The sequence below is a fragment of the Janthinobacterium svalbardense genome, assembly GCF_002327145.1.
Classification (GTDB): domain Bacteria; phylum Pseudomonadota; class Gammaproteobacteria; order Burkholderiales; family Burkholderiaceae_D; genus Janthinobacterium; species Janthinobacterium tructae.
The window spans coordinates 1,291,452-1,312,269 of sequence record NZ_CP023422.1; the positions used below are offsets into that span (position 1 = coordinate 1,291,452).

22 protein-coding genes and 1 pseudogene are annotated in these 20,818 nt (G+C 60.6%); 7 read left to right on the forward strand and 16 right to left on the reverse strand.

Features of this window, described 5'->3' with window-relative positions; genetic code table 11:
* Nucleotides 1-23: 23 nt before the first annotated feature.
* Complete coding sequence (lpxC, locus tag CNX70_RS05725) at nucleotides 24-959, forward strand: UDP-3-O-acyl-N-acetylglucosamine deacetylase (RefSeq protein ID WP_096233908.1); 936 nt, start codon at nucleotides 24-26, stop codon at nucleotides 957-959.
* Nucleotides 960-974: 15 nt separating this feature from the next.
* Here the strand turns inward: lpxC and CNX70_RS05730 are convergent, their stop codons facing one another.
* Nucleotides 975-1,934 carry an IS110 family RNA-guided transposase gene (locus CNX70_RS05730; RefSeq protein WP_096233909.1) on the reverse strand — a complete coding sequence of 320 codons (960 nt, stop codon included), beginning with the start codon at nucleotides 1,932-1,934 and terminating at the stop codon, nucleotides 975-977.
* A gap of 292 nt (nucleotides 1,935-2,226) precedes the next feature.
* The gene (locus CNX70_RS05735; protein WP_096233910.1) at nucleotides 2,227-2,736 is read right to left on the reverse strand and encodes a DciA family protein; all 510 of its coding nucleotides are present in this window, start codon (nucleotides 2,734-2,736) and stop codon (nucleotides 2,227-2,229) included.
* Nucleotides 2,737-3,014: 278 nt separating this feature from the next.
* On the opposite strand from CNX70_RS05735, the gene secA reads away from it, so the two are divergent.
* The gene (gene secA / locus CNX70_RS05740; RefSeq protein WP_096233911.1) at nucleotides 3,015-5,783 is read left to right on the forward strand and encodes a preprotein translocase subunit SecA; all 2,769 of its coding nucleotides are present in this window, start codon (nucleotides 3,015-3,017) and stop codon (nucleotides 5,781-5,783) included.
* 79 nt (nucleotides 5,784-5,862) lie between these two features.
* Here secA and CNX70_RS05745 read toward each other — a convergent pair whose 3' ends face one another.
* Nucleotides 5,863-6,042 (reverse strand): hypothetical protein, encoded by a 180-nt coding sequence (locus CNX70_RS05745; protein WP_096233912.1) that lies wholly within the window; start codon nucleotides 6,040-6,042, stop codon nucleotides 5,863-5,865.
* The gene (locus CNX70_RS05750; RefSeq protein ID WP_157750910.1) at nucleotides 6,009-7,151 is read right to left on the reverse strand and encodes an alpha/beta hydrolase; all 1,143 of its coding nucleotides are present in this window, start codon (nucleotides 7,149-7,151) and stop codon (nucleotides 6,009-6,011) included. Before CNX70_RS05750 ends, CNX70_RS05745 begins: the two co-directional genes overlap by 34 nt.
* A 245-nt stretch (nucleotides 7,152-7,396) precedes the next feature.
* Between CNX70_RS05750 and argJ the strand changes: the two genes are divergently transcribed.
* The 5 genes from argJ to CNX70_RS05775 all read left to right on the forward strand — a co-directional run bounded on the left by argJ (nucleotide 7,397) and on the right by CNX70_RS05775 (nucleotide 10,807).
* Nucleotides 7,397-8,635 carry a bifunctional glutamate N-acetyltransferase/amino-acid acetyltransferase ArgJ gene (gene argJ, locus CNX70_RS05755; RefSeq protein ID WP_096233914.1) on the forward strand — a complete coding sequence of 413 codons (1,239 nt, stop codon included), beginning with the start codon at nucleotides 7,397-7,399 and terminating at the stop codon, nucleotides 8,633-8,635.
* Nucleotides 8,632-9,513: an ATP-binding protein gene (locus tag CNX70_RS05760; RefSeq protein ID WP_096233915.1), complete on the forward strand. Its 882-nt coding sequence runs from the start codon at nucleotides 8,632-8,634 to the stop codon at nucleotides 9,511-9,513. The genes argJ and CNX70_RS05760 overlap by 4 nt, the downstream gene beginning before the upstream one ends.
* Nucleotides 9,510-9,932, forward strand: a complete 423-nt coding sequence (locus CNX70_RS05765; RefSeq protein ID WP_096233916.1) for an NUDIX domain-containing protein — start codon at nucleotides 9,510-9,512, stop codon at nucleotides 9,930-9,932. Before CNX70_RS05760 ends, CNX70_RS05765 begins: the two co-directional genes overlap by 4 nt.
* 245 nt (nucleotides 9,933-10,177) lie before the next feature.
* Nucleotides 10,178-10,387, forward strand: coding sequence for a FitA-like ribbon-helix-helix domain-containing protein (locus tag CNX70_RS05770; protein ID WP_096233917.1), 210 nt, complete (start codon nucleotides 10,178-10,180; stop codon nucleotides 10,385-10,387).
* Between the two features lie 3 nt (nucleotides 10,388-10,390).
* Nucleotides 10,391-10,807: a PIN domain-containing protein gene (locus tag CNX70_RS05775; protein ID WP_096233918.1), complete on the forward strand. Its 417-nt coding sequence runs from the start codon at nucleotides 10,391-10,393 to the stop codon at nucleotides 10,805-10,807.
* Nucleotides 10,808-10,820: 13 nt separating this feature from the next.
* On the opposite strand, the gene yacG is transcribed toward CNX70_RS05775, so the two are convergent.
* The 12 genes and pseudogenes from yacG to CNX70_RS05830 all read right to left on the reverse strand — a co-directional run bounded on the left by yacG (nucleotide 10,821) and on the right by CNX70_RS05830 (nucleotide 20,627).
* On the reverse strand, nucleotides 10,821-11,012 hold the full coding sequence (gene yacG / locus CNX70_RS05780) for a DNA gyrase inhibitor YacG (RefSeq protein WP_034748814.1): 192 nt from the start codon (nucleotides 11,010-11,012) through the stop codon (nucleotides 10,821-10,823).
* A gap of 18 nt (nucleotides 11,013-11,030) precedes the next feature.
* Nucleotides 11,031-11,786, reverse strand: coding sequence for a cell division protein ZapD (gene zapD / locus CNX70_RS05785; RefSeq protein ID WP_071079369.1), 756 nt, complete (start codon nucleotides 11,784-11,786; stop codon nucleotides 11,031-11,033).
* An 83-nt stretch (nucleotides 11,787-11,869) separates the two neighbouring features.
* Complete coding sequence (coaE, locus tag CNX70_RS05790; protein ID WP_096233919.1) at nucleotides 11,870-12,496, reverse strand: dephospho-CoA kinase; 627 nt, start codon at nucleotides 12,494-12,496, stop codon at nucleotides 11,870-11,872.
* Nucleotides 12,497-12,529: 33 nt separating this feature from the next.
* A pseudogene (locus tag CNX70_RS05795) lies at nucleotides 12,530-13,398 on the reverse strand (prepilin peptidase).
* 165 nt (nucleotides 13,399-13,563) lie between these two features.
* Nucleotides 13,564-14,085, reverse strand: coding sequence for a DUF2867 domain-containing protein (locus CNX70_RS05800; protein ID WP_157750911.1), 522 nt, complete (start codon nucleotides 14,083-14,085; stop codon nucleotides 13,564-13,566).
* 109 nt (nucleotides 14,086-14,194) lie between these two features.
* Nucleotides 14,195-14,845, reverse strand: coding sequence for a DJ-1/PfpI family protein (locus CNX70_RS05805; protein WP_096233921.1), 651 nt, complete (start codon nucleotides 14,843-14,845; stop codon nucleotides 14,195-14,197).
* 123 nt (nucleotides 14,846-14,968) lie between these two features.
* Entirely contained in the window at nucleotides 14,969-15,358 is a 390-nt protein-coding gene (locus CNX70_RS05810; protein ID WP_096233922.1) for a hypothetical protein, read from the reverse strand.
* A complete protein-coding gene (locus CNX70_RS28500; RefSeq protein ID WP_167389616.1) occupies nucleotides 15,339-15,527 on the reverse strand; it encodes a hypothetical protein in 189 nt (62 codons plus the stop codon). The genes CNX70_RS05810 and CNX70_RS28500 overlap by 20 nt, the downstream gene beginning before the upstream one ends.
* On the reverse strand, nucleotides 15,528-16,871 hold the full coding sequence (locus CNX70_RS05815) for an ABC1 kinase family protein (RefSeq protein WP_096233923.1): 1,344 nt from the start codon (nucleotides 16,869-16,871) through the stop codon (nucleotides 15,528-15,530). It abuts the gene before it with no gap.
* Nucleotides 16,868-17,602, reverse strand: a complete 735-nt coding sequence (locus tag CNX70_RS05820; RefSeq protein ID WP_096233924.1) for a TetR/AcrR family transcriptional regulator — start codon at nucleotides 17,600-17,602, stop codon at nucleotides 16,868-16,870. The genes CNX70_RS05815 and CNX70_RS05820 overlap by 4 nt, the downstream gene beginning before the upstream one ends.
* A gap of 282 nt (nucleotides 17,603-17,884) precedes the next feature.
* A complete protein-coding gene (locus CNX70_RS05825) occupies nucleotides 17,885-19,081 on the reverse strand; it encodes a type II secretion system F family protein (RefSeq protein ID WP_096233925.1) in 1,197 nt (398 codons plus the stop codon).
* A 73-nt stretch (nucleotides 19,082-19,154) separates the two neighbouring features.
* Nucleotides 19,155-20,627: a DHA2 family efflux MFS transporter permease subunit gene (locus CNX70_RS05830; RefSeq protein WP_208624494.1), complete on the reverse strand. Its 1,473-nt coding sequence runs from the start codon at nucleotides 20,625-20,627 to the stop codon at nucleotides 19,155-19,157.
* Nucleotides 20,628-20,818 lie beyond the last annotated feature (191 nt).

Below are 20,818 nucleotides of genomic sequence, written 5' to 3' on the forward strand. Positions count from 1 at the left end.
CAGCAAATAGATATAATCGACAGATGTTAAAACAACGCACTATCAAACAACAGGTCCGCACCATCGGTGTCGGTTTGCACTCTGGCACCAAGGTCGAGCTGACCTTGCGTCCTGCCGCGATCGACACGGGCATCGTGTTTCGCCGCATCGACCTCGATCCCATCGTCGAGTTTCCTGCCAGCGCCATGGCCGTGGGCGATACGCGCATGGCTTCCGTGCTGATCAAGGATGGCGCCAGGGTGTCTACCGTGGAACATCTGATGTCGGCGGCGGCCGGCCTGGGCGTCGATAATATGGTCATCGACGTGAATGCGGAAGAAATTCCCATCATGGATGGGTCCGCCTCGTCCTTCGTCTATCTGCTGCAGCAGGCTGGCGTGGAAGAGCAGCAGGCGCCGAAGAAATTCATCAAGGTCATCAAACCGGTGGAAGTGCGTCACGGCAAGGGTGACGCGGAGAAATGGGCGCGCTTGTCGCCGTACGACGGCTTCAAGCTCGATTTCTTCATCGAATTTAATCATCCGGCCGTCGATGGCACGATGCAGCGCGCCTCCGTCGACTTCGGCGACGTGTCGTATGTGCATGACGTGGCGCGCGCGCGCACCTTTGGTTTCATGCAGGACGTGGAAAGCTTGCGCGGCATGGGCCTGGCGCGTGGCGGTTCGCTGGAAAACGCCATCGTCATGGATGAATACCGCATCCTCAACGCCGATGGCTTGCGCTATGAAGACGAGTTCGTGCGCCACAAGATCCTCGACGCCATCGGCGACCTGTACCTGGTGGGCCACCCCTTGCTGGCGTATTACACGGCGCACAAGTCCGGCCACGCACTGAACAACCAGCTGCTGCTGGCGCTGCTGGAACAGCCGGAAGCGTATGAAATCGTCTCGTTCGATACCAACGAGGCGGCGCCGCAATCGTACCTGCGCCAAATGGAGCGCGAGTGGTCCCTGACGTAGATACTGTTATCCCCGTCAAGCGACGTGCAGGGCCGGATCAAATATTTTCCCCGACCTGAGCACGCCGAATGCCACATGCACCAGCTTGCGCATCATGGCGCCGATGATCAGTTTGGGTGCCTTGCCTGCAGCGCTGAGTCGCTTGCCGAAGCGCTTGCCCCAGGCCGTCCGATACACCGTCACCATGGCGGGCATGTACAGGGCTTTGCGCAGGAAGCTGTGGCCGACCTTCGACATGCGTGGCTTGCCACGTACGCTGGAGCCTGACTCGTGTTGCCGCGGGTCGAGTCCCGCAAACGCCACGGCTTGCTTGGCGCTGTCGAAGCGTTCGGGATTGGCATAGTAGGATAGCAGCACCGGAATTGACCGCTCGCCCAGGCCAGGAATGGTGTCGAGCAGCTCACTCTTGCCGCGTAAATCCGGGTCGTCATCGATATGCCGTTTGATGGCTTGGATCAGCTCCTTGATCTGGCCATCGAGCCAGGTAATGTGATCGACGATGCCCTGGCGCACGGCTTCGCGTGCCACATCGAGCCGATTGCATTCCTGCTGACGCATGGTCTGCAAGGCTTCCAGGCGCAGCACCATGGCGCGTAGTGCCTGTTCGGCGGGCGACGGCGCCAGCCACGGCTCGGGCTGGCGTTCATGGGCGAAGTCGGCGATCAGCTGCGCGTCGACCTTGTCCGTTTTGGTGCGCACCAGGCGCGAAGCGCCGAAGGCCTTGATCTGCGCCGGATTGATGACACTGACCAGCATGCCCCGTCCCGCCAGATATTCGGCCACTCTTTCCCAGTAGGTGCCGGTCGCTTCCATACACACGCGCGGGCTGCCGGCATCGTGCTTGAGCAGCCATTCGCTGAGTGCAACGAATCCTTTGTGATTGTTTTCTACTACTTTGTTACGGTGTTTTCCATTAGGCAGGCGCAGCGCGCAGTCGAGCTTCGCCTTGGCAACGTCGATTCCTAAATTAAACATGCTGTGGTCCTCTTGCGATCTACCTTGTGAATGCGGGCTAACCGGCATGCCGGTGCCAAAGATACTGTCCGATCTTGACATTGAGGATGGGTAACTGGTGCGAGATCTACAAAACTGGCTCGAAGCCTAAGGGCGGATACGGCATCCAGTTACCCGGTCTTGATATGCCTACCAAGATTTTGACAGAGGTCGATACCGTCCGCAATATCGCGAACGGCATGAAGGGAATAATACAAGGTCGGATTACGGCCCGAAGGGCCTAATCCGACCTACGTGCTGCCGCCTGGCGTTGCTAATCTTTAGGTTCGCGGTGGTGGCGCAGCATATTGCGCAGCGCCGCGATCAATTGCTCGTTCTGCTTCGACGCGGGCAGGGCCGTGCTCAGCTCTTCCAGGGCCGTCATGGCTTTTTCCGGCAAGACCAGCGCCCGCGTATGCACGATGGGCGCGATGCTCCTGATGACCTGCACTTTCAGCTTGATGCCTGAAATCTGCCAGCCCTTTCTTTCCAGCTCCCCTTGCAATTTCGGTAATTGCTGCTTGAGCTTGGCCGCCAGCGCCGCGTTCGGCGTGGCCAGCACCAGCTGGCCGCCCTCGAATTGCAGGATGTCGCAATGCTCGAACATCGCCGGCAAGGCCTTGGCGCAGTCTTTTTGCAGGGCGGCCAGGCGCGTGACGGTGGGCATCAGGGAGGCCATCGTGGCGTTGCCGCGCAGAAAATCGGTTGCGCCCGTGACGGCCGGGCCTGAACGGGCAAAGCCGTAGCCGCGGCGCGGTGCCGGAGAGTAAGTGGGAGTTCGCATGGCCGAAACATAGCACACTCGCCTGCGCATGACGAGTGCGGCGGCGGGTGCGGCGCAGGCTGGCCGGCCGTATTGCCTTACAGTATGGAAAATGTCCGCAATTTCTGCCATTTGTTTGTCATTAAGCTATTGTTATATGGTGCATTAGCCCAACCTTGACGGGACGCATGATAAAATCATCGTCTTTTGCCATAGTCGAACTCCGTGCGGTCACGCGATTGTTACCTCGTTGTCACCTACCGAGCTTTTTTTAACGGCGTTTTTTCAAGAATTCAAGCATGTCATTACTGACCCAGATTTTCGGTAGCCGCAACCAGCGGCTGCTCAAGCAATACCAAAAAACGGTACGCGAGATCAATGCGCTCGAGCCGGCAATCGAAAAGCTGTCGGATGCCGAGCTGCAAGCGAAGACGCCTGCCTTCAAGGAACGCATCGCCGCTGGCGAAGCGCTCGATGCCTTGTTGCCGGAAGCATTTGCCGTCTGCCGTGAGGCCAGCAAGCGCGTCCTGCGCATGCGCCACTTCGACGTGCAGATGATCGGCGGCATGGTCTTGCATTTCGGTAAGATCGCGGAGATGGGCACGGGCGAGGGCAAGACCCTGATGGCAACCTTGCCCGCCTACCTGAATGCCTTGTCGGGCAAGGGCGTGCATATCGTCACCGTCAATGATTACCTGGCGCAGCGCGATGCCGAGACCATGGGCCGCCTGTATGCGTGGCTGGGCCTGTCGACGGGCGTGAACATGTCGCAGATGGAGCACAGCGCCAAGCAGCAGGCGTACAACTCCGACATCACGTATGGCACGAACAATGAATTCGGTTTCGACTTCTTGCGCGACAACATGGTCTACGAAGCGCGCGAGCGCGTGCAGCGCAGCCTGAACTTCGGCATCGTCGATGAAGTCGACTCGATCCTGATCGATGAAGCGCGTACGCCGTTGATCATTTCGGGCCAGGCCGAGAACCACACGGACCTGTATTACAAGATCAATGAAGTGCCTGCGCTGCTGACTTTGCAGATCGGCGAAGAAACGCCAGACGGCAAGGGCAAGGTTGACGTGCCGGGCGACTATACCAAGGATGAAAAGGCGCACCAGGTGCTGCTGACGGAAGCGGGCCACGAAAAGGCCGAGCGCATCCTGATGGAAATGGGCCTGCTGCCGGAAGGCGCTTCGCTGTACGATTCGGCCAACATCACCCTCGTGCATCACCTGTATGCGGCCCTGCGCGCGCACGCGCTGTACTTCAAGGATCAGCACTACGTGGTGCAGAACAGTGAAGTCGTCATCGTCGATGAATTCACGGGCCGTCTGATGACGGGCCGCCGCTGGTCCGATGGCTTGCACCAGGCTGTCGAAGCGAAAGAAGGCGTCAAGATCCAGAACGAGAACCAGACCCTGGCCTCGATCACCTTCCAGAACTACTTCCGCATGTACGCCAAGCTGGCCGGCATGACGGGTACGGCCGATACCGAAGCGTACGAATTCCAGGAAATCTACGGCCTGGAAACGGTCGTGATCCCGCAAAACCGTCCGCTGCAGCGCAAGGACCGCCAGGATCAGGTCTACAAATCGTCGGCGGAAAAATACAACGCGATGTTGAACGACATCCGCGACTGCTACGAGCGCGGCCAGCCCGTGCTGGTGGGTACGACCTCGATTGAAAACTCGGAACTGCTGTCGGGCATCCTGACCAAGGCCGATTTGCCGCACAACGTGCTGAACGCGAAGCAGCATGCCCGCGAAGCGGAAATCATCGCCCAGGCAGGCCGTCCGAAAGCCATCACCATCGCCACCAACATGGCTGGTCGCGGTACGGACATCGTCTTGGGCGGCAACGTCGAGAACCAGATCAAGTTCATCGAAGCCAATCCTGAACTGAGCGATGCCGACAAGGCTGCCCAGTCGCAGACCTTGCGCGATGAATGGCAATCCTTGCATGACCACGTGGTCAATGCGGGCGGCTTGCACATCATCGGCACCGAACGCCACGAATCGCGCCGCGTCGACAATCAGCTGCGTGGCCGTGCCGGTCGCCAGGGCGATCCGGGTTCGTCGCGCTTCTACCTGTCGCTCGACGATGCGCTGCTGCGCATCTTCGCCGGCGACCGCGTGCGCGCCGTGATGGACCGTCTGAAAATGCCGGAAGGCGAACCGATCGAGGCAGGCATCGTCTCGCGTTCGATCGAATCGGCCCAGCGCAAGGTCGAAGCGCGCAACTTCGACATCCGCAAGCAATTGCTGGAATACGATGACGTCGCCAACGACCAGCGTAAAGTCATCTACCAGCAGCGTAACGAGTTGCTGGAAACGACAGACATTTCGGACATGATCGGCTCGCTGCGCCATGGCGTGTTCACCGACCTGGTGCACGAGTATGTGCCGCATGAATCGGTGGAAGAGCAGTGGGATATCAAAGGCCTGGAAAATACCCTGTCCAGCGAATGGCAGCTCGACTTGCCGTTGCAGCAAATGCTGGAAGCCGATTCGACCCTGACGGACGAAGAGATCCTGGAAAAAGTGCTGGTCGCGGCCGATGCCGTGTACCAGTCGAAGATCGATATCGTCGGCAAGGAATCGTTTGGCGGCTTCGAGCGCAATGTCATGCTGCAAAGCGTCGACAGCCACTGGCGTGAGCACCTGGCGGCACTCGATCACCTGCGCCAGGGCATACACCTGCGCGGTTATGCGCAGAAGAACCCGAAACAGGAATACAAGCGCGAAGCGTTTGAACTGTTTGGCCAGATGCTCGACATGATCAAGAACGACGTCACGAAACACGTGATGACGGTGCGCATCCAGTCGCGCGAAGAAGTCGATGCGGCCGAACAGGCGATGCAGCAGTCGCACGTGGAAAACGTGCACTACCAGCACGCCGAGTTCGATCCGAACGCGGCGCCGGAAGAACTGCTGGCGCCTGCGGCAGGCGGCAACCTGGACAACGTCGATGACATGAGCGTGAGCATGGGCGTCAAAGTGGGCCGCAACGACCCATGCCCTTGCGGCAGCGGCAAGAAGTACAAGGCTTGCCACGGCAAGCTGGCCTAAAGCCGGCTTCGCAGCCTGAACAAAAAACGGAGACCGCGGTCTCCGTTTTTTTATGCCCGCGATGGCATGAGCTGCGTAGTCATGGAAAGGCCCAGTATTGCGGCGCCTGCGACGGAATGCCTTTCAATCCGCCACGGTTCCTTGCCCGTTGCCCCGTCTTGATCATGGTGGCGATATCGGTCAGCAAGACGCGATTGCTGGCGAAGTAATCGTGTCCCATGAAGTTCATGATGACGGTCGACGCATCGACGAGTTCCATGCCGGGGATGCCGACGATGGGCCGCGGATGTCGCCTATCCTGTCCCAGTCGGCAAAGGTGTAGGAAGCGCGGATGGCCTTGTCGTTCGCGGACGCGTACAGCGTGGTGGGAAGCTTGAGGCTGGAAAAACGGGGGGCGATCTGGTCGCGGAAGACATCGGCATTGATGTCTGGCGCCGCCAGCACCACCTGCTTGAACAGGGGCAGCAGGTCGGGGCGTTTTTCCAGCAGGTTGGCCAGGGCCACGGTCATCGGGCGGTTGCCCATGCTGTGGGCGATCAGGTAGATATCCGTGGCGGAAGAATGTTCCGCGAAGTCGGCCAGGAAGGCCTGCAGGTGGGCCTGCGTCCATTCGGCCGAATTCTGGTCGTATTCATAGCCGGCCAAGGTGCCTTTCGACGGCCAGCTGTAGAACACGGGCAGGGCACCGATATCGAGGTCGACCGCCATCTGCGCCGTGCGCCTGGCGGCGTCGTCAAACGAGTTGCTGTAGCCATGGATGTAGATGAAGGCGGCCTGCCGTTCCGGGGCAGCCTGTATCCTGGCCTTGACGGTGGCGAGAAAATCCGCGCGCGACAGGCGCGTGGCTCCCTTGATCAGCACATATTTTTGCGCATTATCGCCGGAAAGGATGGCGTACCAGGGCGGCAACGGCAGTTCGCCCGGCGCTCTTTTTTCAGGGATGCTCACCACGACGCTGCCATAGCTGAGGTAGGGCGCCGCGCGGTTGGGCTGCCAGCCATAATTGTGGCTGCCGGCCTGGTATTGCCTGTCGGTGGCGTAATACACGGTGACGTGCATGGCGCCGGCTGGCGCAGTCTCGTTGCCGGACGCCAGCGTGCCGCCACTGCCGGTGCTGCCGACCAGATTGCCGAGGCTGCCCAGCAAGCCACCCATGCCCGACCATGCGCTACCCGACGGCCCGATCGTCGATGGCTGTGCTACCGCGTCAGGCGGCGCTTCAGATGCCAGTCCGGCAGAGTCGGCGTTCGAACGGTACGCCACACCATCCTGCACCGTACAGGCCGTCAACCATGCCAGCAGGCAAAACAGGCATAACAGACGCAACAGACGCAACAGGCATGACAGACCCGCATCGCTGTGCTGCATTCGGTTTGACTGAGCATGCGCCATGACATCCTCCCTGGCCGGTGCGATGGCATGACTCACCATCGTCCATTCCCCTACCTTAGCGCCGCCAGGTGGCATGGTTCTGATAAATCGCAAACCTGGCCACGCTGCCGACCCGCTGCGGCGCAGCCGGGGCCGTTGCGACTATTCATTTGCCGTATGTTCAACGGCGCCGCGAAGGCGCTACAATAGCGCTTCCCTTTTCCCTTGCAGAAGAAATCACCATGGCCGTCAATTCTCCCAAGCCCGTCGCCGCCGACTTGAAAGCCGTCGCCGGCATTGAAATCGGTGTTGCCGAAGCCGGCATCAAGAAACCCAATCGCAAGGATTTGCTGGTATTGAAACTGGCGCCGACGGCCACCGTGGCTGGCGTATTCACCCTGAACCGCTTCTGCGCCGCGCCCGTGCAAATTGCGAAAGCCAACCTGGCGGCCGTGACGGCCGGCGCCGCGCCCATCCGCGCGCTGCTGGTCAATACGGGCAACGCGAATGCGGGCACGGGCGAATCGGGCCTGGCCGATGCGCAGGCCAGCTGCGCCGCGCTGGCCGAGCTGCTGGGCTGCACGCCGCAACAAATCCTGCCGTTTTCTACCGGCGTGATCCTCGAACCGCTGCCCGTGCAGCGCCTGGTGGCCGGCTTGCCGCAAGCCGTATCGGCATTGACATCGGATAACTGGTTCTCGGCCGCCGAAGCCATCATGACCACCGACACGCAGCCGAAGGCCGGCTCGCGCACGCTCACCATCGGCGGCCATACGGTGACCCTGACGGGCATCAGCAAGGGCGCCGGCATGATCAAGCCGAACATGGCCACCATGCTCGGTTTCCTCGCGTTTGACGCTACGGTGGCGCAACCGGTGCTGGACCAGCTGGTGAAGCAGGCGGCCGACAAATCGTTCAACTGCATCACCATCGACGGCGATACGTCCACCAATGACTCGTTCATGCTGGTGGCCACGGGCGCCGGCAGCCTGGTCATCGATTCCATCGACTCGCCGCACTATGCGGCACTGGCCGCTGCCGTGACCGAACTGTCGACCTTCCTGGCACAAGCCATCGTGCGCGACGGCGAAGGCGCCACCAAGTTCATGACCGTGACCGTGGAAGACGGCCGCAACGTGGAAGAGTGCCGCAAGATCGCCTATTCCATCGCCCATTCGCCGCTGGTGAAAACGGCCTTCTTCGCCTCCGACCCGAACCTGGGCCGCATCCTGGCCGCCATCGGCTACGCGGGCGTGGACGACCTGGACGTGGGCCAATTGAATTTGTACCTGGACGACGTGTGGGTGGCCAAGAATGGCGGCCGCAACCCCGACTACCAGGAACAGGATGGCCAGCGCGTGATGCAGCAAAGCGAAATCACCATCCGCGTGAAGCTGGCGCGCGGCGATGCCACGGCGACCCTGTGGACGTGCGACCTGTCGCATGATTACGTGTCGATCAACGCCGACTACCGCTCATGACCGGCCTCGATCAATTCCTGCTGCGCGCGGAAAGATTGCTGGCGCGCGTGGAAGCGATCCTGCCGCAGGCGACGCCAGCGCCGGACTGGACCAGCTTTGCCTTCCGCTGGCGCCGGCGCCAGGGCGCAGCAGCGTATTTGCAGGCGGTGGCCCACGTGTCGAACATCGCGTTGGACGACTTGCACAATATCGGCACGCAAAAAGCGCAAATTGAACAGAACACGCGCCAGTTCGTCAGTGGCCGTCCGGCCAACAATGTGCTGCTGACGGGCGCGCGCGGCACGGGCAAGTCTTCCCTGATCAAGGCGTGCCTGAACCAGTTCGCCGGCCATGGCTTGCGCCTGATCGAAGTCGACAAGGCGGATCTTGCCGACCTGCCCGACATCGTCGACCTGGTGGCGGCACGCCCCGAGCGCTTCATCATCTTTTGCGACGACCTGTCGTTCGAAGAGGGCGAGAGCGGCTACAAGGCGCTGAAGGTGGCGCTCGATGGCAGCATCGCCGCGCAATCGGATAATGTGCTGATCTATGCCACCTCGAACCGCCGTCACCTGATGCCCGAACGCATGTCGGACAATAGCAGCTACAAGACGGACGACGATGGCGATCTGCATCCGGGCGAGACGGTGGAAGAGAAAATCTCGCTGTCCGAGCGCTTCGGCCTGTGGCTGTCGTTCTACCCGTTCAAGCAGGATGACTACCTCGATATCGCGGCCCACTGGCTCGCTTCCTTCGGCTGCACGCCGGAGCAGATCGCGGCAGCGCGCGGCGACGCCCTGCGCTGGGCCTTGCAGCGCGGTTCCCGTTCGGGCCGGGTAGCCTGGCAATTCGCACGCGATTATGCTGGGAAACTACCTGCGGGAAAGTTGCCGCAATGAGCGATGTGAAAGTCAAACCGGTCGATGTGGCTGTCGGCATCCTGATGAAACCGAATGGCGACGTGCTGCTGGGCCAGCGCCCGGCCGGCAAGCCGTATGACGGCTATTGGGAATTCCCGGGTGGCAAAGTCGAACCGGGCGAAGCCATCCTGGATGCACTCAAGCGCGAGTTTGTCGAGGAACTGGGGCTATACATCGACAGTGCCGAAGCCTGGTGCGGCGTCGAATATGTGTATCCGCACGCCCTTGTGCGCCTGCATTTCTATATCAGCCGCGCATGGCGCGGCGAGCCGCAAAGCCTGGAAGGGCAGGCGTTCGCCTGGCAGGGCACGGTCGGCGTGGAACCTTTGCTGCCTGCCACCATTCCCCTGCTGGAATGGCTCGATGAGGTGCGCCTGGAAGCCCTGGCGCCTGCTTAGTACACCTATCAAAACCTGCTGCGCGTCGGTATAGGCGGCCTGCGATGCTCACCGTACCTTCGTACGGTTGCGCTTCTTAGCCACCTCTCCCTTCCGCTCGCTACGGTTTTGTTAGGTGTTGTTAATCTCTACTTGTGCCAGCGGGCAGCGCCATGCTGCGCGCTGGCGCAAGCTTTCCTGTGTCTGACCTTGTATCGTGCGCGCTTTGCGCTACAGTGCTTGCATCACGCACGGGGGAGTTTCGCATGCCGCTGACACTGACCTTTACCGATACCGATGAATTGCTGATCGCCGCGCTGTACAAGCGTGCCCGCGCGCATGGGCGCAGCATCGAAGAGGAGCACCGCGACATCCTGCGCAGCGCCTTGCGACCGCTGCCGAAGCGTCCGCTCGAGGATATTTTGCGCAGCATGCCCGACGTGGGGGTCGACACGGATTTCGAGTGCCGCCCTTGAATCATGGCCGCCTACCTGGTCGATACGGATGTGATCGTTGCGGCGCGCAAGGGCGGCGCGGCACCGCCAGGCGTGCTCGCCTTTTTCGAACGGGTAGCGCCTGAAGCGTGCTATGTGCCGGTGCAGGTGATTGCGCAGTTGCGTGCAGGCATACAGCGCAGCTGGCGGCGCGAAGCGGCGCTGGAAGCACTGGCGCTGGAAGGCTGGCTGGAAGCCGTGCTGGCAGAGTATGCGCCGCGGCTGCTGGAATTCGACCTTGATTGCGCACTCGTGTGCGCGCGCCTGCATGGCCGGGGCCTCGCGCACGGCGTCGATGGACAGATCGCGGCGATGGGCATCGCCTATGGCTTGACGGTGGTCAGCGGCAGGCTCGACAGTTTCGTGACGCAGGGACTGCGCCTGGAAAATCCGTTTAGTTGAGGCTTACTGCAGCTTATTGCGGCTTGTTGTCTTCGTCTGCGAGGGGATCTTCAAACGGATCGGCGGCGGGGATCGTGTATTTCTCTTCGGCCCAGGCCCCCAGGTCGATCTGCTTGCAGCGTTCCGAGCAGAAGGGGCGGAATTTGTTGGCTTCAGTCCATTCGACTTTGGCGGCACAGGTAGGGCAATTAACGACGGTCATGATGGGGCAAATAAGTAACAGTTAAAAATTACAGAGCGTGAGCTCGAACGGAACATCTTCTTCCAGCGGCTTGGGTTTCAAGTCGCCACCCTGGGTAGTGAAGCGTACCCACAGCATATATTTGTTGGCGGAAATTTCAGGGATGGCACCGATGTTTTCATCCAGGCTCAGGCGCAGCATCTGGTACACCTTGCCTTGCAGCATTTGCTGGTAGCTGCCGCCATTGGCGATCAGTTTAACGGGTCCGCCGGAATCGCGCAGCAGGCGCAAGACCAGGGCCAGCGCATCGAACAGGGGCGCCAGCGGTGCGAACCAGGCGTGGATATCGGTCAGGCGCTGCTCGGAGCTGCGTTTTTGCCAGGCAAAGTAGGAGGGCAAGTCGAATTCACAGGCGCCACCGGGGATGATGGTGCGGCCGCGAATACTCATCAGCCATTCATTGTCGCGGATATTCTGCCCCGTCTTGCCTTGCGCCGCCACCAGGGCGCCGCTGACACTGTCGAGTTCACCGAGGATGGCGTCCAGGGTTTCCGGCTCCACGTTCGGATTGCTGCGGTAGCCCAGCAGGCTCTGGCGCTGGCGCTCGAGTTCCTGCAGCAGGTCGGACTTCAGGTCGGCGCGGCCGGCCACTTCGAGCATGTCGAAAATAGTTGCCAAGGCAACATGGTGCTGCATTGCATGCTCTTGCTGGATGAAGAACTTGAATTTGTCGTACAGGTCTTCCAGCCGCAACAAGGTACGTATGCGTTCGTTGAAAGGGTATTCGTAGACAATCAAAATAATTCCCTTAAGTAAGGACCTGCAAACAATCCCGTGATTTTGAACCAAGCGTCGACAAATTACAAACGTTGCGGCCCGATTCAGGCCATTCTTTTTGAAAATGCCAGATATAAATCGTGCAACTGGGCAATCTGCGGCGCCAGGGCGGCCAAATCGCCATTATTGTCGATCACATCGTCCGCCGCCGCCAGGCGCATGGCGCGCGTGGCTTGCGTGGCCATGATGGCTTTGACTTGTTCTTCCGATAAGCCATTGCGTGCCATCACGCGCGACACTTGCAGGCTTTCCAGGCAATCGATGACCAGCACGCGGTTGACTCTTTCCACCCATCCGCCGGACTCGACGAGCAGGGGCACGGCAAAGATCACGTAGCTGCCCGTCGCTTCGGCGGCGGCCGCCAGGGTGGCCTGGCGGATGCGCGGATGCAGGATGGCTTCCAGTTTCGCCTTGGCGGCGGCGTCGGAAAACACCAGCTTGCGCATTTTTGTGCGGTCGAGGGCGCCGCGCGCATCGGCGTAGTCGGGGCCAAATTCCGCCACCAGGGCCGGCATGGCGGCGCCGTTCGGTGCCGTCAGGCTGTGGGCGATCTGGTCGGTGTCGACGATGGTGGCGCCGTGCGCGGCGAACAGGTCGGCCACGGTGCTCTTGCCGCAACCGATGCCGCCGGTGAGGCCGACGCTGAAATAAGGGACGTTTTGTCGTTGCATGTATTTATCCATAGGGGCGCAGTGCTATACCGGTCAGCCGGTCAGACCCAGCGTGAGGCGCGACAGGGGCGCGCCGTACAGCAGCGCGATCAGGCCCGCCGCCGCCAGGTAGGGGCCGAACGGAATCGGTTTGTCGCGTCCCCGCCTGGCGAAGACGATCAGGCCGATGCCGACCACGGCGCCGACCAGCGACGACAACAATATAATCGTCGGCAACATGGTCCAGCCCAGCCAGGCACCGAGCGCCGCCAGCAATTTGAAGTCACCATAGCCCATTCCCTCCTTGCCTGTCGCCAGCTTGAAGGCCCAGTACACGGCCCACAGGGCCAGGTAGCCAGCGGCCGCGCCGATCACGGCGTCCTGCAGGGGCACGAAGGTGCCATTGATGTTGATCAGCAGGCCCGCCCACAGCAAGGGAAAGGTAAGGTCGTCGGGCAGCATTTGCGTGTCGGCATCGATGAAGGTCATGGCGATCAGCAGCCAGGCAAACACGAGCGTGGCCAGGCCCGTCCAGCCGCTGCCGAAGTGCCAGATCAAGAGCGCCGACAGCGCGCCCGTCAGCAGCTCGACCAGTGGATAGCGCACGGAGATGGGGCCTTGCAGGCGCTGCACTTGCCGCGCAGCAGCAGGTAGCTGATGACGGGGATGTTTTCCATGGCCGTGATGCGGTGGCCGCAAGCGGTGCAGTGCGAGTGCGGCAGCATCAGGTTGTAGCGGTCCGTATGCGGCAAGGGCAAGCCGCTTTCTTCCGCCACATAATTATCGGATTCGCGCTGCATCATTTTCGGCACGCGGTGGATCACCACGTTGAGGAAACTGCCGACGATCAGGCCGAACAGGGCGGCGACGAGGGCGACGGGCAGATTGCCGGGCGCGGCGAACAGCAGGGTATCTTGCAGCATGGTGGATGGGTCTGAGGTGATGATGTTGCCGCGCAAACATTGCCTGGCACTGCCGCAGTGTAAAACATCTGCCAGCACATGGGGATGTTTTGCGCAGGGTGCTGGAAACTCCTGCGCTGCCTTTAGATGGTCACTATTCGGCTAGCGGCAACAATGAGGTCACCTTTATGGCTTGCGCTGCACCTTGTCGCGCCGGTTGACCGCGCGCTCCAACAGCGAGCGAGTCAGCAACTTATGAAACGGCATGATGATAAACAAATAAACTCTTCCAAAGAGATTGTTTATTTTAACCAAGGTTGAAACCGTCACTTCCGATCCCTTCAGACTCGGTTGAATGCTTATCCAGATCCGAAAATCCAGATGCTTGTCGTCACCACCGACGACGACTTCAGTGCCCGTGCTTGAAATAATCGGAAACATGCCGATCTTCCCCAGCCCGCGATCGCTAAAGCTGATACTTTTCTTTAGTCCCAACGGTGCGACGATTCCGTTGCGCAGAATAATGAGCCAGGTGAGCATGCGATGCGGTTCAGCGAACACGGCGCGCCCCGCTTGTTCGGCGTCCACGTAGGTTCGATCCCCCTGACCGGAATAGCCGTCGGAGAAATCAATACGCGTCAATCCTGACGCCGACATGGCTGCTGCCGGTGCGGCAATGAAGAAGACTTTGTTTGCTTCGTTTGTCATGAATAAAACTCTCTCTGTAAAGTGAGTGATGGTCGGACTGCATTGTTTTGATTGGCGCGCATTCCAAGTTTGCAAACGTGCTCTGGCGGACGGAATGCTTGCATCGTGGTCACATGGGCCGGCATGCTTCATCTAATATTGCGCCAACGCCTGCTTTCGGGGCGATGGCGTCTCGGATACTCGTATCAATTAGTCGTTCATAGATTGCGCTTTGGCCGGCCGGAATAAGTTCTCTGAGTGCTTCTTTACGTTTGTCCCGGCCGAACAAGGCCTCAACGGCCCAACCGATCAGATACACGGCAGACAAACAGCCACCTGCGGTCGCCACATTCCCTTTGCATACCAAGGGCAAATCGAGAACCTCAATTCCCAGGGCTTGCAATTCCTCTTTGGCATCGGGATGAGTCGTGGCTGGCCCCAATGCCAGCAGACCCAACTTGGCAAGAATAAACGAGCCGGCACAGATCGATCCAATGAGCTGCGTATCTGGATTCAGGGAAAATGCACGCATGAAATCCTGGTTGGCGATAGCGCCTTTCACGCCAACTTTACCGCTGGAAAACAATACAACGTCTGCGTCATTCGCTTCGCTGATGCACCCGTGGGTCTTGATAAGCAGACCGTTTGCGGATTGATGTGCTTCCTTTGTTCCCAATATCTTCACTTGCCAGTCCGTCTTGTTCCTCCCGAGGATGTCCCACATCAAGAACAAATCCAAATCGGTGAAATGATCAAAAATCACGATGACTATTTTCTTCATGTTGCGCTCCGCCGTTTGCGTCGATTCAAAATGAGACCACGGACGAGCACTACATTTTTTGCGTCCGCAGTGGTGAATAAGTCCGTCAAATATCTGTTTCTGAAGCACTTCATTGGACGGGCCTCAGTGCTGGCCCGCCATGACAGTTCTTGCCGACTGCGCGTCGGCTTTCAGTGCGAAGTAGGTCCACATTCCTCCAAGCAGATCTGCGACGCCGAAAAAAACGATCATTGGGCTGGCAAGGCCTATGGAAGCGAAGGTCGTGAAGGCCGCGAACACGAAGAGGCGCGTGTATACCGATGCCACCAGAAACGGCTTGTTTTCGTGCTTGGCCGCGACCCACGCATAGACGCCAAGCATGGATACGACAACGCCAAGCAAATGAATCCAGACCTCGGAGGTTGGAGGCATTTGTACGATCGACAGCAAGAAGTTTGGCGCGACGACTAACACGGGCCCAACGACGAACAAGTAGATGGCGAATACTTTGGCGCTATACGCAGACTTGGACATGTTTTTCTTTTTCGAGAGAGTTGCCGATAGGCTTGGTGGTTTCAAGCTTAGGATCAAGTGCAGCACCGGGTGATTGAACTGTGGTGGTCGGATACTGCGCAAGCGCGGCGCGGCTGCTGCCAGGCATGATGAAAACTGCGCATCGCGAAAGCAGAAACGTGGTATTCATTTAACGAATCCAGGGATTGGCGGTGCGCACACGTGCACCGAGGGTTTTGAGAAGCTGGAGCAGACCTAAATAGGCCCGGTCTACGTAGGGCAGTTCCTCCGGCAAGGACTGCAGGTGCCGAAGTGCCTGGCGCTGATGCTCGGCTGATGGGCGTGGGTATGGCGGGTGTTGCCCAAAGTCATACACCGCCACGGTAAACGGCAACTTCTGCCAGGCATGCCGCTCGGCCATTGCCGGCAGCAGTTGCTGGCAAAAGTCCTGCTCATTCAGATTCGGCCCAATCAGGCCCAAGTCCCGATAGGCCTGATGCATGGCACTGTGGTCCGCAGGGTCGCGCAACTGTGCCGACCAAAGCGCGCTGAGCGCTTGGCAAAAGTCAGCGTCCAGCGCGTGGGTGCAGCCAAAGTCCAGCAGGCCCAGTCGGCCGTCCGGCATGAACAGATAGTTGCCCGGATGCGGGTCGGCTTGCAAGCGGTGCAGCACAAAGGTGCAATGAAAGAAGGCGTCAAACAGCAACTGACCAGCCTGGTCACGTGCGGCTTGATCGGGTTCGGTCAGCAACCATTCGTTGAGATGCAGTCCCGGCAGGCGTTGCATGGTCAGCACGCGGCGTGTGGTGCGGCCCATTACCGGCTGGGGGATCACAAGGCCCGGCAGCGTGAGATGCTGTGCAAACCATTGCATGGTCTGTGCCTCGTGAAAATAGTCCAGCTCCTCGGCCAGTTTCTGCTCGATGTCATCCATCATGCGCGCGATGATATCGGCTTTGGGCATCATCTCCGAGCGTTCCCCCAAGGCTTGCAGCAGGCTGCGCAGCATACGCATGTCGCTGCCAATGGAGTCCGCCATGCCGGGGTATTGTAGTTTGACGGCCACTGCCAGACCATCGGTCATGATGGCGGCGTGGACCTGACCCAGACTGGCGGCAGCAAAGGCGATCGGATCGAATTGCTGGAACAGGGCTTGCGGATCCTGGCCAAACTCCTGGCGCATCACTTTGATCACCAACGCGCGGTTCAGCGGCGTGACCTGGTAGTGGGCGCGGGCCAGTTCCTGGCGCATGCCCTCGGGTAGAAAGCCTAGTTCCATGCTGAGCAGCTGCGAGGCTTTGAGTGCCGTGCCCTTGAGCTGGTTCAACGCGGCAAACAGGATGCGCCCGAGTTCCGCCCCATGTTCGACGCGGGCCTGTTCCGTTTTCGCATCGTCGCGCGTCATCGACTTGGCCTTATGGCCCAGGTGGGTCAGCCCGGCCCGCGCCACTGCCATGCCGACAATCGCGCCACGTGAAAGACGCCCGGTACGCGGCAATTGCGCAACTTTGTTCGTCTTGGTCGTGGGCCTCATGAGCGTACCCCGCCCAAGCCGCGGCGGGCCAATTGCAGCAGATCCAGCAAGCCATTACCGTCTTGCATCAGGCGCGCCAGCTGGCTGCGCACCATGAAACCGCCCAGCTCCAGCAGCTTGTCCACCAGGCCGCTGCGCAAGGCTAACACCAGCACGCCCAAACTTAAATCGACCATTTGTGTGGTGTTGGAAAACTGGTCGGAGGTGTCGCGCAGCCAGTACGCAATGACGCCGTACACATAATCGGCCAACAGTCCGGACAGGCTGGGCTTGAAGCCGCAAGGCGCGATTTCACCGGTCGTCTCGGCCTGCTCCAGCATCTGGAGGAAGGTTTTCTGGAGCAAAGGCTTGCCGGGCAGTTGCTCGCCCAACAGCAGCGTGGGCGCACGCTCCACCATGCCGCGCGCCAGACCCACAAATTCGCGGTCGGCCAGCAAACCTTCCAGCAGACTCTCGACCACCAGTTGCAGGCGCTCCTGCAGCGAAAATTCGTTCTGTCCCTGCGTCTTGTCGGCCTGCGCCACTGCGTCTGCAATTGCTTGCTGAAAGTAGGCGGTTACCAGTTTCTCCTTGGTCGGGAAGTATTTGTAGATAGTGGCATCACCCACGTCGGCGGCACGCGCGATCTGCTTCATGGTGGTGCCCTCAAACCCATGCTGGGTCATCAGGTCCACTGCGGTCTGAATGATCAGCCGATGGTTTTTGGCTTGTTGGGCTTTGGAAGTACGCATGATCGAAAGTTGAAGAAGAGTGGAATGTCGGGGCGGGGCGAAACAATCAAGTCTGGCCCAACCATGTAAGCAGTGCGACGGCGAGCGGGTAGCCCCCACTGGGATTGCCTGACGCCCTGCATTGCGGTATGAATATACGATACCTGCTATCTATTAATTGATAATATTTCACATCTATTGCATAGTCAATGACTATTATTTGATGGGAAGGTAGATGTATTACACGCATGGGTGTATGCATGGGTGCATGCCGGGTGTCGGTGGCGACCTGCAGGCACGCAGTCAAATTACCGCGCCCAGCTTGAAAATCGGCAGATACAAGGCGATCACGAGCGAACCGACCAGCACGCCCAGCACCACCATCAGCGCCGGTTCCAGCAGCGCGGAAAGGGTGGCCACCGTGGCGTCGATGTCGGCCTCGATGATGTCGGCCGCGCGCGACAGCATGGCGTCGAGTGCGCCCGATTCCTCGCCGATCAGGGCCAGTTGCGTCAGCAGCGGGGGGAACACGCCGCTGTGCTCCATGGCCAGGGCCAGGCTGCCGCCGGCGCGGATTTCGCGTTCGATGCGTGTCGTCGCTTCCTGGTACTGCGCGTGGCCGGAGGCGGCGCCCACCAGGCCGAGCGAGTCGAGCAGCGGCACGCCGGCGGCGAACATGGCGGCCAGGGTGCGCGTCCAGCGCGCAATCGCCGCCTTGCGCAACAGTGGGCCGAACACGGGCAGGCGCAATGCCCGCAGCTGCGTGTTGCGCCGCAAGGCGGGCCAGCGGCGCCAGGCCAGGTGCAGCAGCAGGCAAGCGAGCACGAGCGCCGCCAACAGAGCCAGCCAGTAGCGGACAACGAAAGCGGATAAGTCCATGACGAGCAGGGTGGGCAGCGGCAAGGGCGCGCCGAAGCTGTCGAAGACCTGGCGGAAGGCGGGCACGACCACGCTCATGATGATGGCCGTGACAGCGATGGCGACGAGCACGATGACCAGCGGATACATCAGCGCGCCGCGCACTTGCCGCCGCAGGGCGATGGCCTTTTCCTGGTGCGTAGCCAGGCGCGCCAGCAAGTCCTGCACGATGCCCGCCTGTTCGCCGGCCGCCAGCAGCTTGCAGTACAGCTCGTCAAACAGCAGCGGGAACTGGCGAAAGGCCTGCTGCAGGCTGCTGCCCGCTTCGATGTCGTGGCGCAAGTCGCGCATCAGCTCGGTGACGGCGGGTTTGGCGTGGCCCTTGCCGGCGATGTCGAAGGCGTGCAGCAGCGGCACGCCGGCCGCCATCATGGTCGACAGCTGGCGCGTGAACAGCGCGATATCCTTGCGCGTGATGGCCTTGCCGGGCGCGGCGCGCACAGCCTGCACACGGGTGGCGAGGATGCCCTGGCGGCGTAACGCGAGCGTGGCCGCGCTGGCGTCGGCGGCGCGCAAGATGCCGTCGACCGCCTGGCCATGACGGTCCGTGCCCTTCCATGCAAAGCGCCGCTCGGCCGCCATGTGCACCTCCTGCCGTCACGGTAGCAGCGTCAGGAAAAAGCACCAGCGGCGCCGGCGGCAAGCTTGAGGTGGCTCAGCCTTTTGTGGTTTGTACTTCCGTCTGCACAAGGGCCTGGGCCTTCACGTCGGACGCCTCTTCCTCGTCGCTGTCGGTGCCCTTGCTGATGCTTTCTCCATCGTCGCGGCGCAAGGTCCAGAAGGTCAGCGAGGACAGTACCGTCAGGGCCGCCAGGGTCAGGAAGGTGTGGTGCAGGGCTGTGCTGAGCATGGCGCGGTCCGACTGCGGCATGTCGCCCAGGTACCAGCCCGTGATCAGCGAACCGAAGGCCAGGCCAAAGCTCATCGACAGTTGCTGCATCGAGCTGGCGATGGTGCTGGCCATGCTGGAGTCGGTCTTGTCGACATCGGCATACGCGATGGTGTTCATGCTGGAAAATTGCAGCGAATTGAAAAAGCCCAGGCACAGGCTGATGCCGACGATCACGTACAGGGGCGTGCCCGCGCCCACCTGCGAAAACATGGCGATGGTGATGCCGATCAGCACGGTATTGACGATCAGCACCTGGCGGTAGCCGAAGCGGGCCAGCACGCGCGCGGAAATGAATTTCATGCCCATGGCAGCGGCCGCCGACGGCATCATCAGCAAGCCGGACTGCCAGGCGGGCAAACCCAGGCCCAGCTGGTACAAGAGCGGTAGCAGGAAAGGCAGGCCGCCCACGCCCAGGCGCGTGACGAAGCCGCCCACCACGGAGACGCGGAAGGTGCGGATCTTGAACAGGGTCAGGCGCAGCAGCGGGTGCAGTACTTCGCTCGAATGCCAGGCATACGCGGCCAGCAGGCTGATGGAAATGAACAGCAGCACCGCAAACGAGGTGGCATCGATGCGATGTTCGCCGAAAATTTCCAGCAGCCACGACAGTAGCGCGATGCCCGTGCCAAACAGTACCAGGCCGATCAGGTCCAGCGGACGCGGTTTGTCGCCGTAGTAATCGGGCATGTAGCGGTGCGCCAGGTACAGCGCCGCCAGGCCGACTGGCACGTTGACAAAGAAAATCTCGCGCCACGACAGCCAGTGCACGATCAGCCCGCCCACCGTGGGCCCCAGCAGCGGGCCGATCAGGGCGGGGATGATGACGAAATTCATGGCTGCCAGCAATTGTGACTTGGGAAAGGTGCGGATGATGGTGAGCCTGCCCACCGGCATCATCATGGCCGCGCCCACCCCTTGCAACAGGCGCGCGGCCACCAGCATGGGGGCATTCACGGACAGGCCGCACAGGATGGAGGCGAGGGTGAAGATGGCAACGGCGGCGGAAAATACGCGCCGCGTGCCGAAGCGGTCGGCCATCCAGCCGCTGATGGGAATGCACACGGCCAGGCTCAGGATGTAGCTGGTGACGACGGCTTTCAGGCTCAGCGGCGTCACATGCAGGCTGGCGGCCATGGCGGGAATGGCGGTGTTGACGATGGTGGAGTCGAGTTGCTCCATGAACAGGGCGGTGGCGACCACCCAGGGAAGGTAGCTTTTAATCGGGGAACTGGTCATGGATGCGAGCCTGAGGAAGAAGAACGGAGCCGACAGTACGATGAATTGTCACATAAATGGCGCCTGCGTGCCGCCCGCGCCCGTCATTCTGGCAGCGTGCGGGGGCGGCGTCCATGGAACATTTGTTCCATGGCAATAGATTGCGGGTAAGGCTAGCATGTGTTTCTGGCAGCTCCGACCTCATCTTTTTC

What these genes read in the sequence shown, in the direction of transcription:
- CNX70_RS05815 (WP_096233923.1), bottom strand. Translation starts at nt 16,871, where the DNA reads ATGAGGCCCACGACCAAGACGAACAAAGTTGCGCAATTGCCGCGTACC.
- CNX70_RS05730 (WP_096233909.1), bottom strand. Translation starts at nt 1,934, where the DNA reads ATGTTTAATTTAGGAATCGACGTTGCCAAGGCGAAGCTCGACTGCGCG.
- CNX70_RS05770 (WP_096233917.1), top strand. Translation starts at nt 10,178, where the DNA reads ATGCCGCTGACACTGACCTTTACCGATACCGATGAATTGCTGATCGCC.
- CNX70_RS05820 (WP_096233924.1), bottom strand. Translation starts at nt 17,602, where the DNA reads ATGCGTACTTCCAAAGCCCAACAAGCCAAAAACCATCGGCTGATCATT.
- CNX70_RS05775 (WP_096233918.1), top strand. Translation starts at nt 10,391, where the DNA reads ATGGCCGCCTACCTGGTCGATACGGATGTGATCGTTGCGGCGCGCAAG.
- CNX70_RS05765 (WP_096233916.1), top strand. Translation starts at nt 9,510, where the DNA reads ATGAGCGATGTGAAAGTCAAACCGGTCGATGTGGCTGTCGGCATCCTG.
- CNX70_RS05810 (WP_096233922.1), bottom strand. Translation starts at nt 15,358, where the DNA reads ATGTCCAAGTCTGCGTATAGCGCCAAAGTATTCGCCATCTACTTGTTC.
- CNX70_RS05830 (WP_208624494.1), bottom strand. Translation starts at nt 20,627, where the DNA reads ATGACCAGTTCCCCGATTAAAAGCTACCTTCCCTGGGTGGTCGCCACC.
- CNX70_RS05805 (WP_096233921.1), bottom strand. Translation starts at nt 14,845, where the DNA reads ATGAAGAAAATAGTCATCGTGATTTTTGATCATTTCACCGATTTGGAT.
- CNX70_RS05750 (WP_157750910.1), bottom strand. Translation starts at nt 7,151, where the DNA reads ATGCAGCACAGCGATGCGGGTCTGTCATGCCTGTTGCGTCTGTTGCGT.
- lpxC (WP_096233908.1), top strand. Translation starts at nt 24, where the DNA reads ATGTTAAAACAACGCACTATCAAACAACAGGTCCGCACCATCGGTGTC.
- secA (WP_096233911.1), top strand. Translation starts at nt 3,015, where the DNA reads ATGTCATTACTGACCCAGATTTTCGGTAGCCGCAACCAGCGGCTGCTC.
- CNX70_RS05825 (WP_096233925.1), bottom strand. Translation starts at nt 19,081, where the DNA reads ATGGCGGCCGAGCGGCGCTTTGCATGGAAGGGCACGGACCGTCATGGC.
- argJ (WP_096233914.1), top strand. Translation starts at nt 7,397, where the DNA reads ATGGCCGTCAATTCTCCCAAGCCCGTCGCCGCCGACTTGAAAGCCGTC.
- CNX70_RS05800 (WP_157750911.1), bottom strand. Translation starts at nt 14,085, where the DNA reads ATGACAAACGAAGCAAACAAAGTCTTCTTCATTGCCGCACCGGCAGCA.
- CNX70_RS05745 (WP_096233912.1), bottom strand. Translation starts at nt 6,042, where the DNA reads ATGGAACTCGTCGATGCGTCGACCGTCATCATGAACTTCATGGGACAC.
- CNX70_RS28500 (WP_167389616.1), bottom strand. Translation starts at nt 15,527, where the DNA reads ATGAATACCACGTTTCTGCTTTCGCGATGCGCAGTTTTCATCATGCCT.
- CNX70_RS05735 (WP_096233910.1), bottom strand. Translation starts at nt 2,736, where the DNA reads ATGCGAACTCCCACTTACTCTCCGGCACCGCGCCGCGGCTACGGCTTT.
- coaE (WP_096233919.1), bottom strand. Translation starts at nt 12,496, where the DNA reads ATGCAACGACAAAACGTCCCTTATTTCAGCGTCGGCCTCACCGGCGGC.
- CNX70_RS05760 (WP_096233915.1), top strand. Translation starts at nt 8,632, where the DNA reads ATGACCGGCCTCGATCAATTCCTGCTGCGCGCGGAAAGATTGCTGGCG.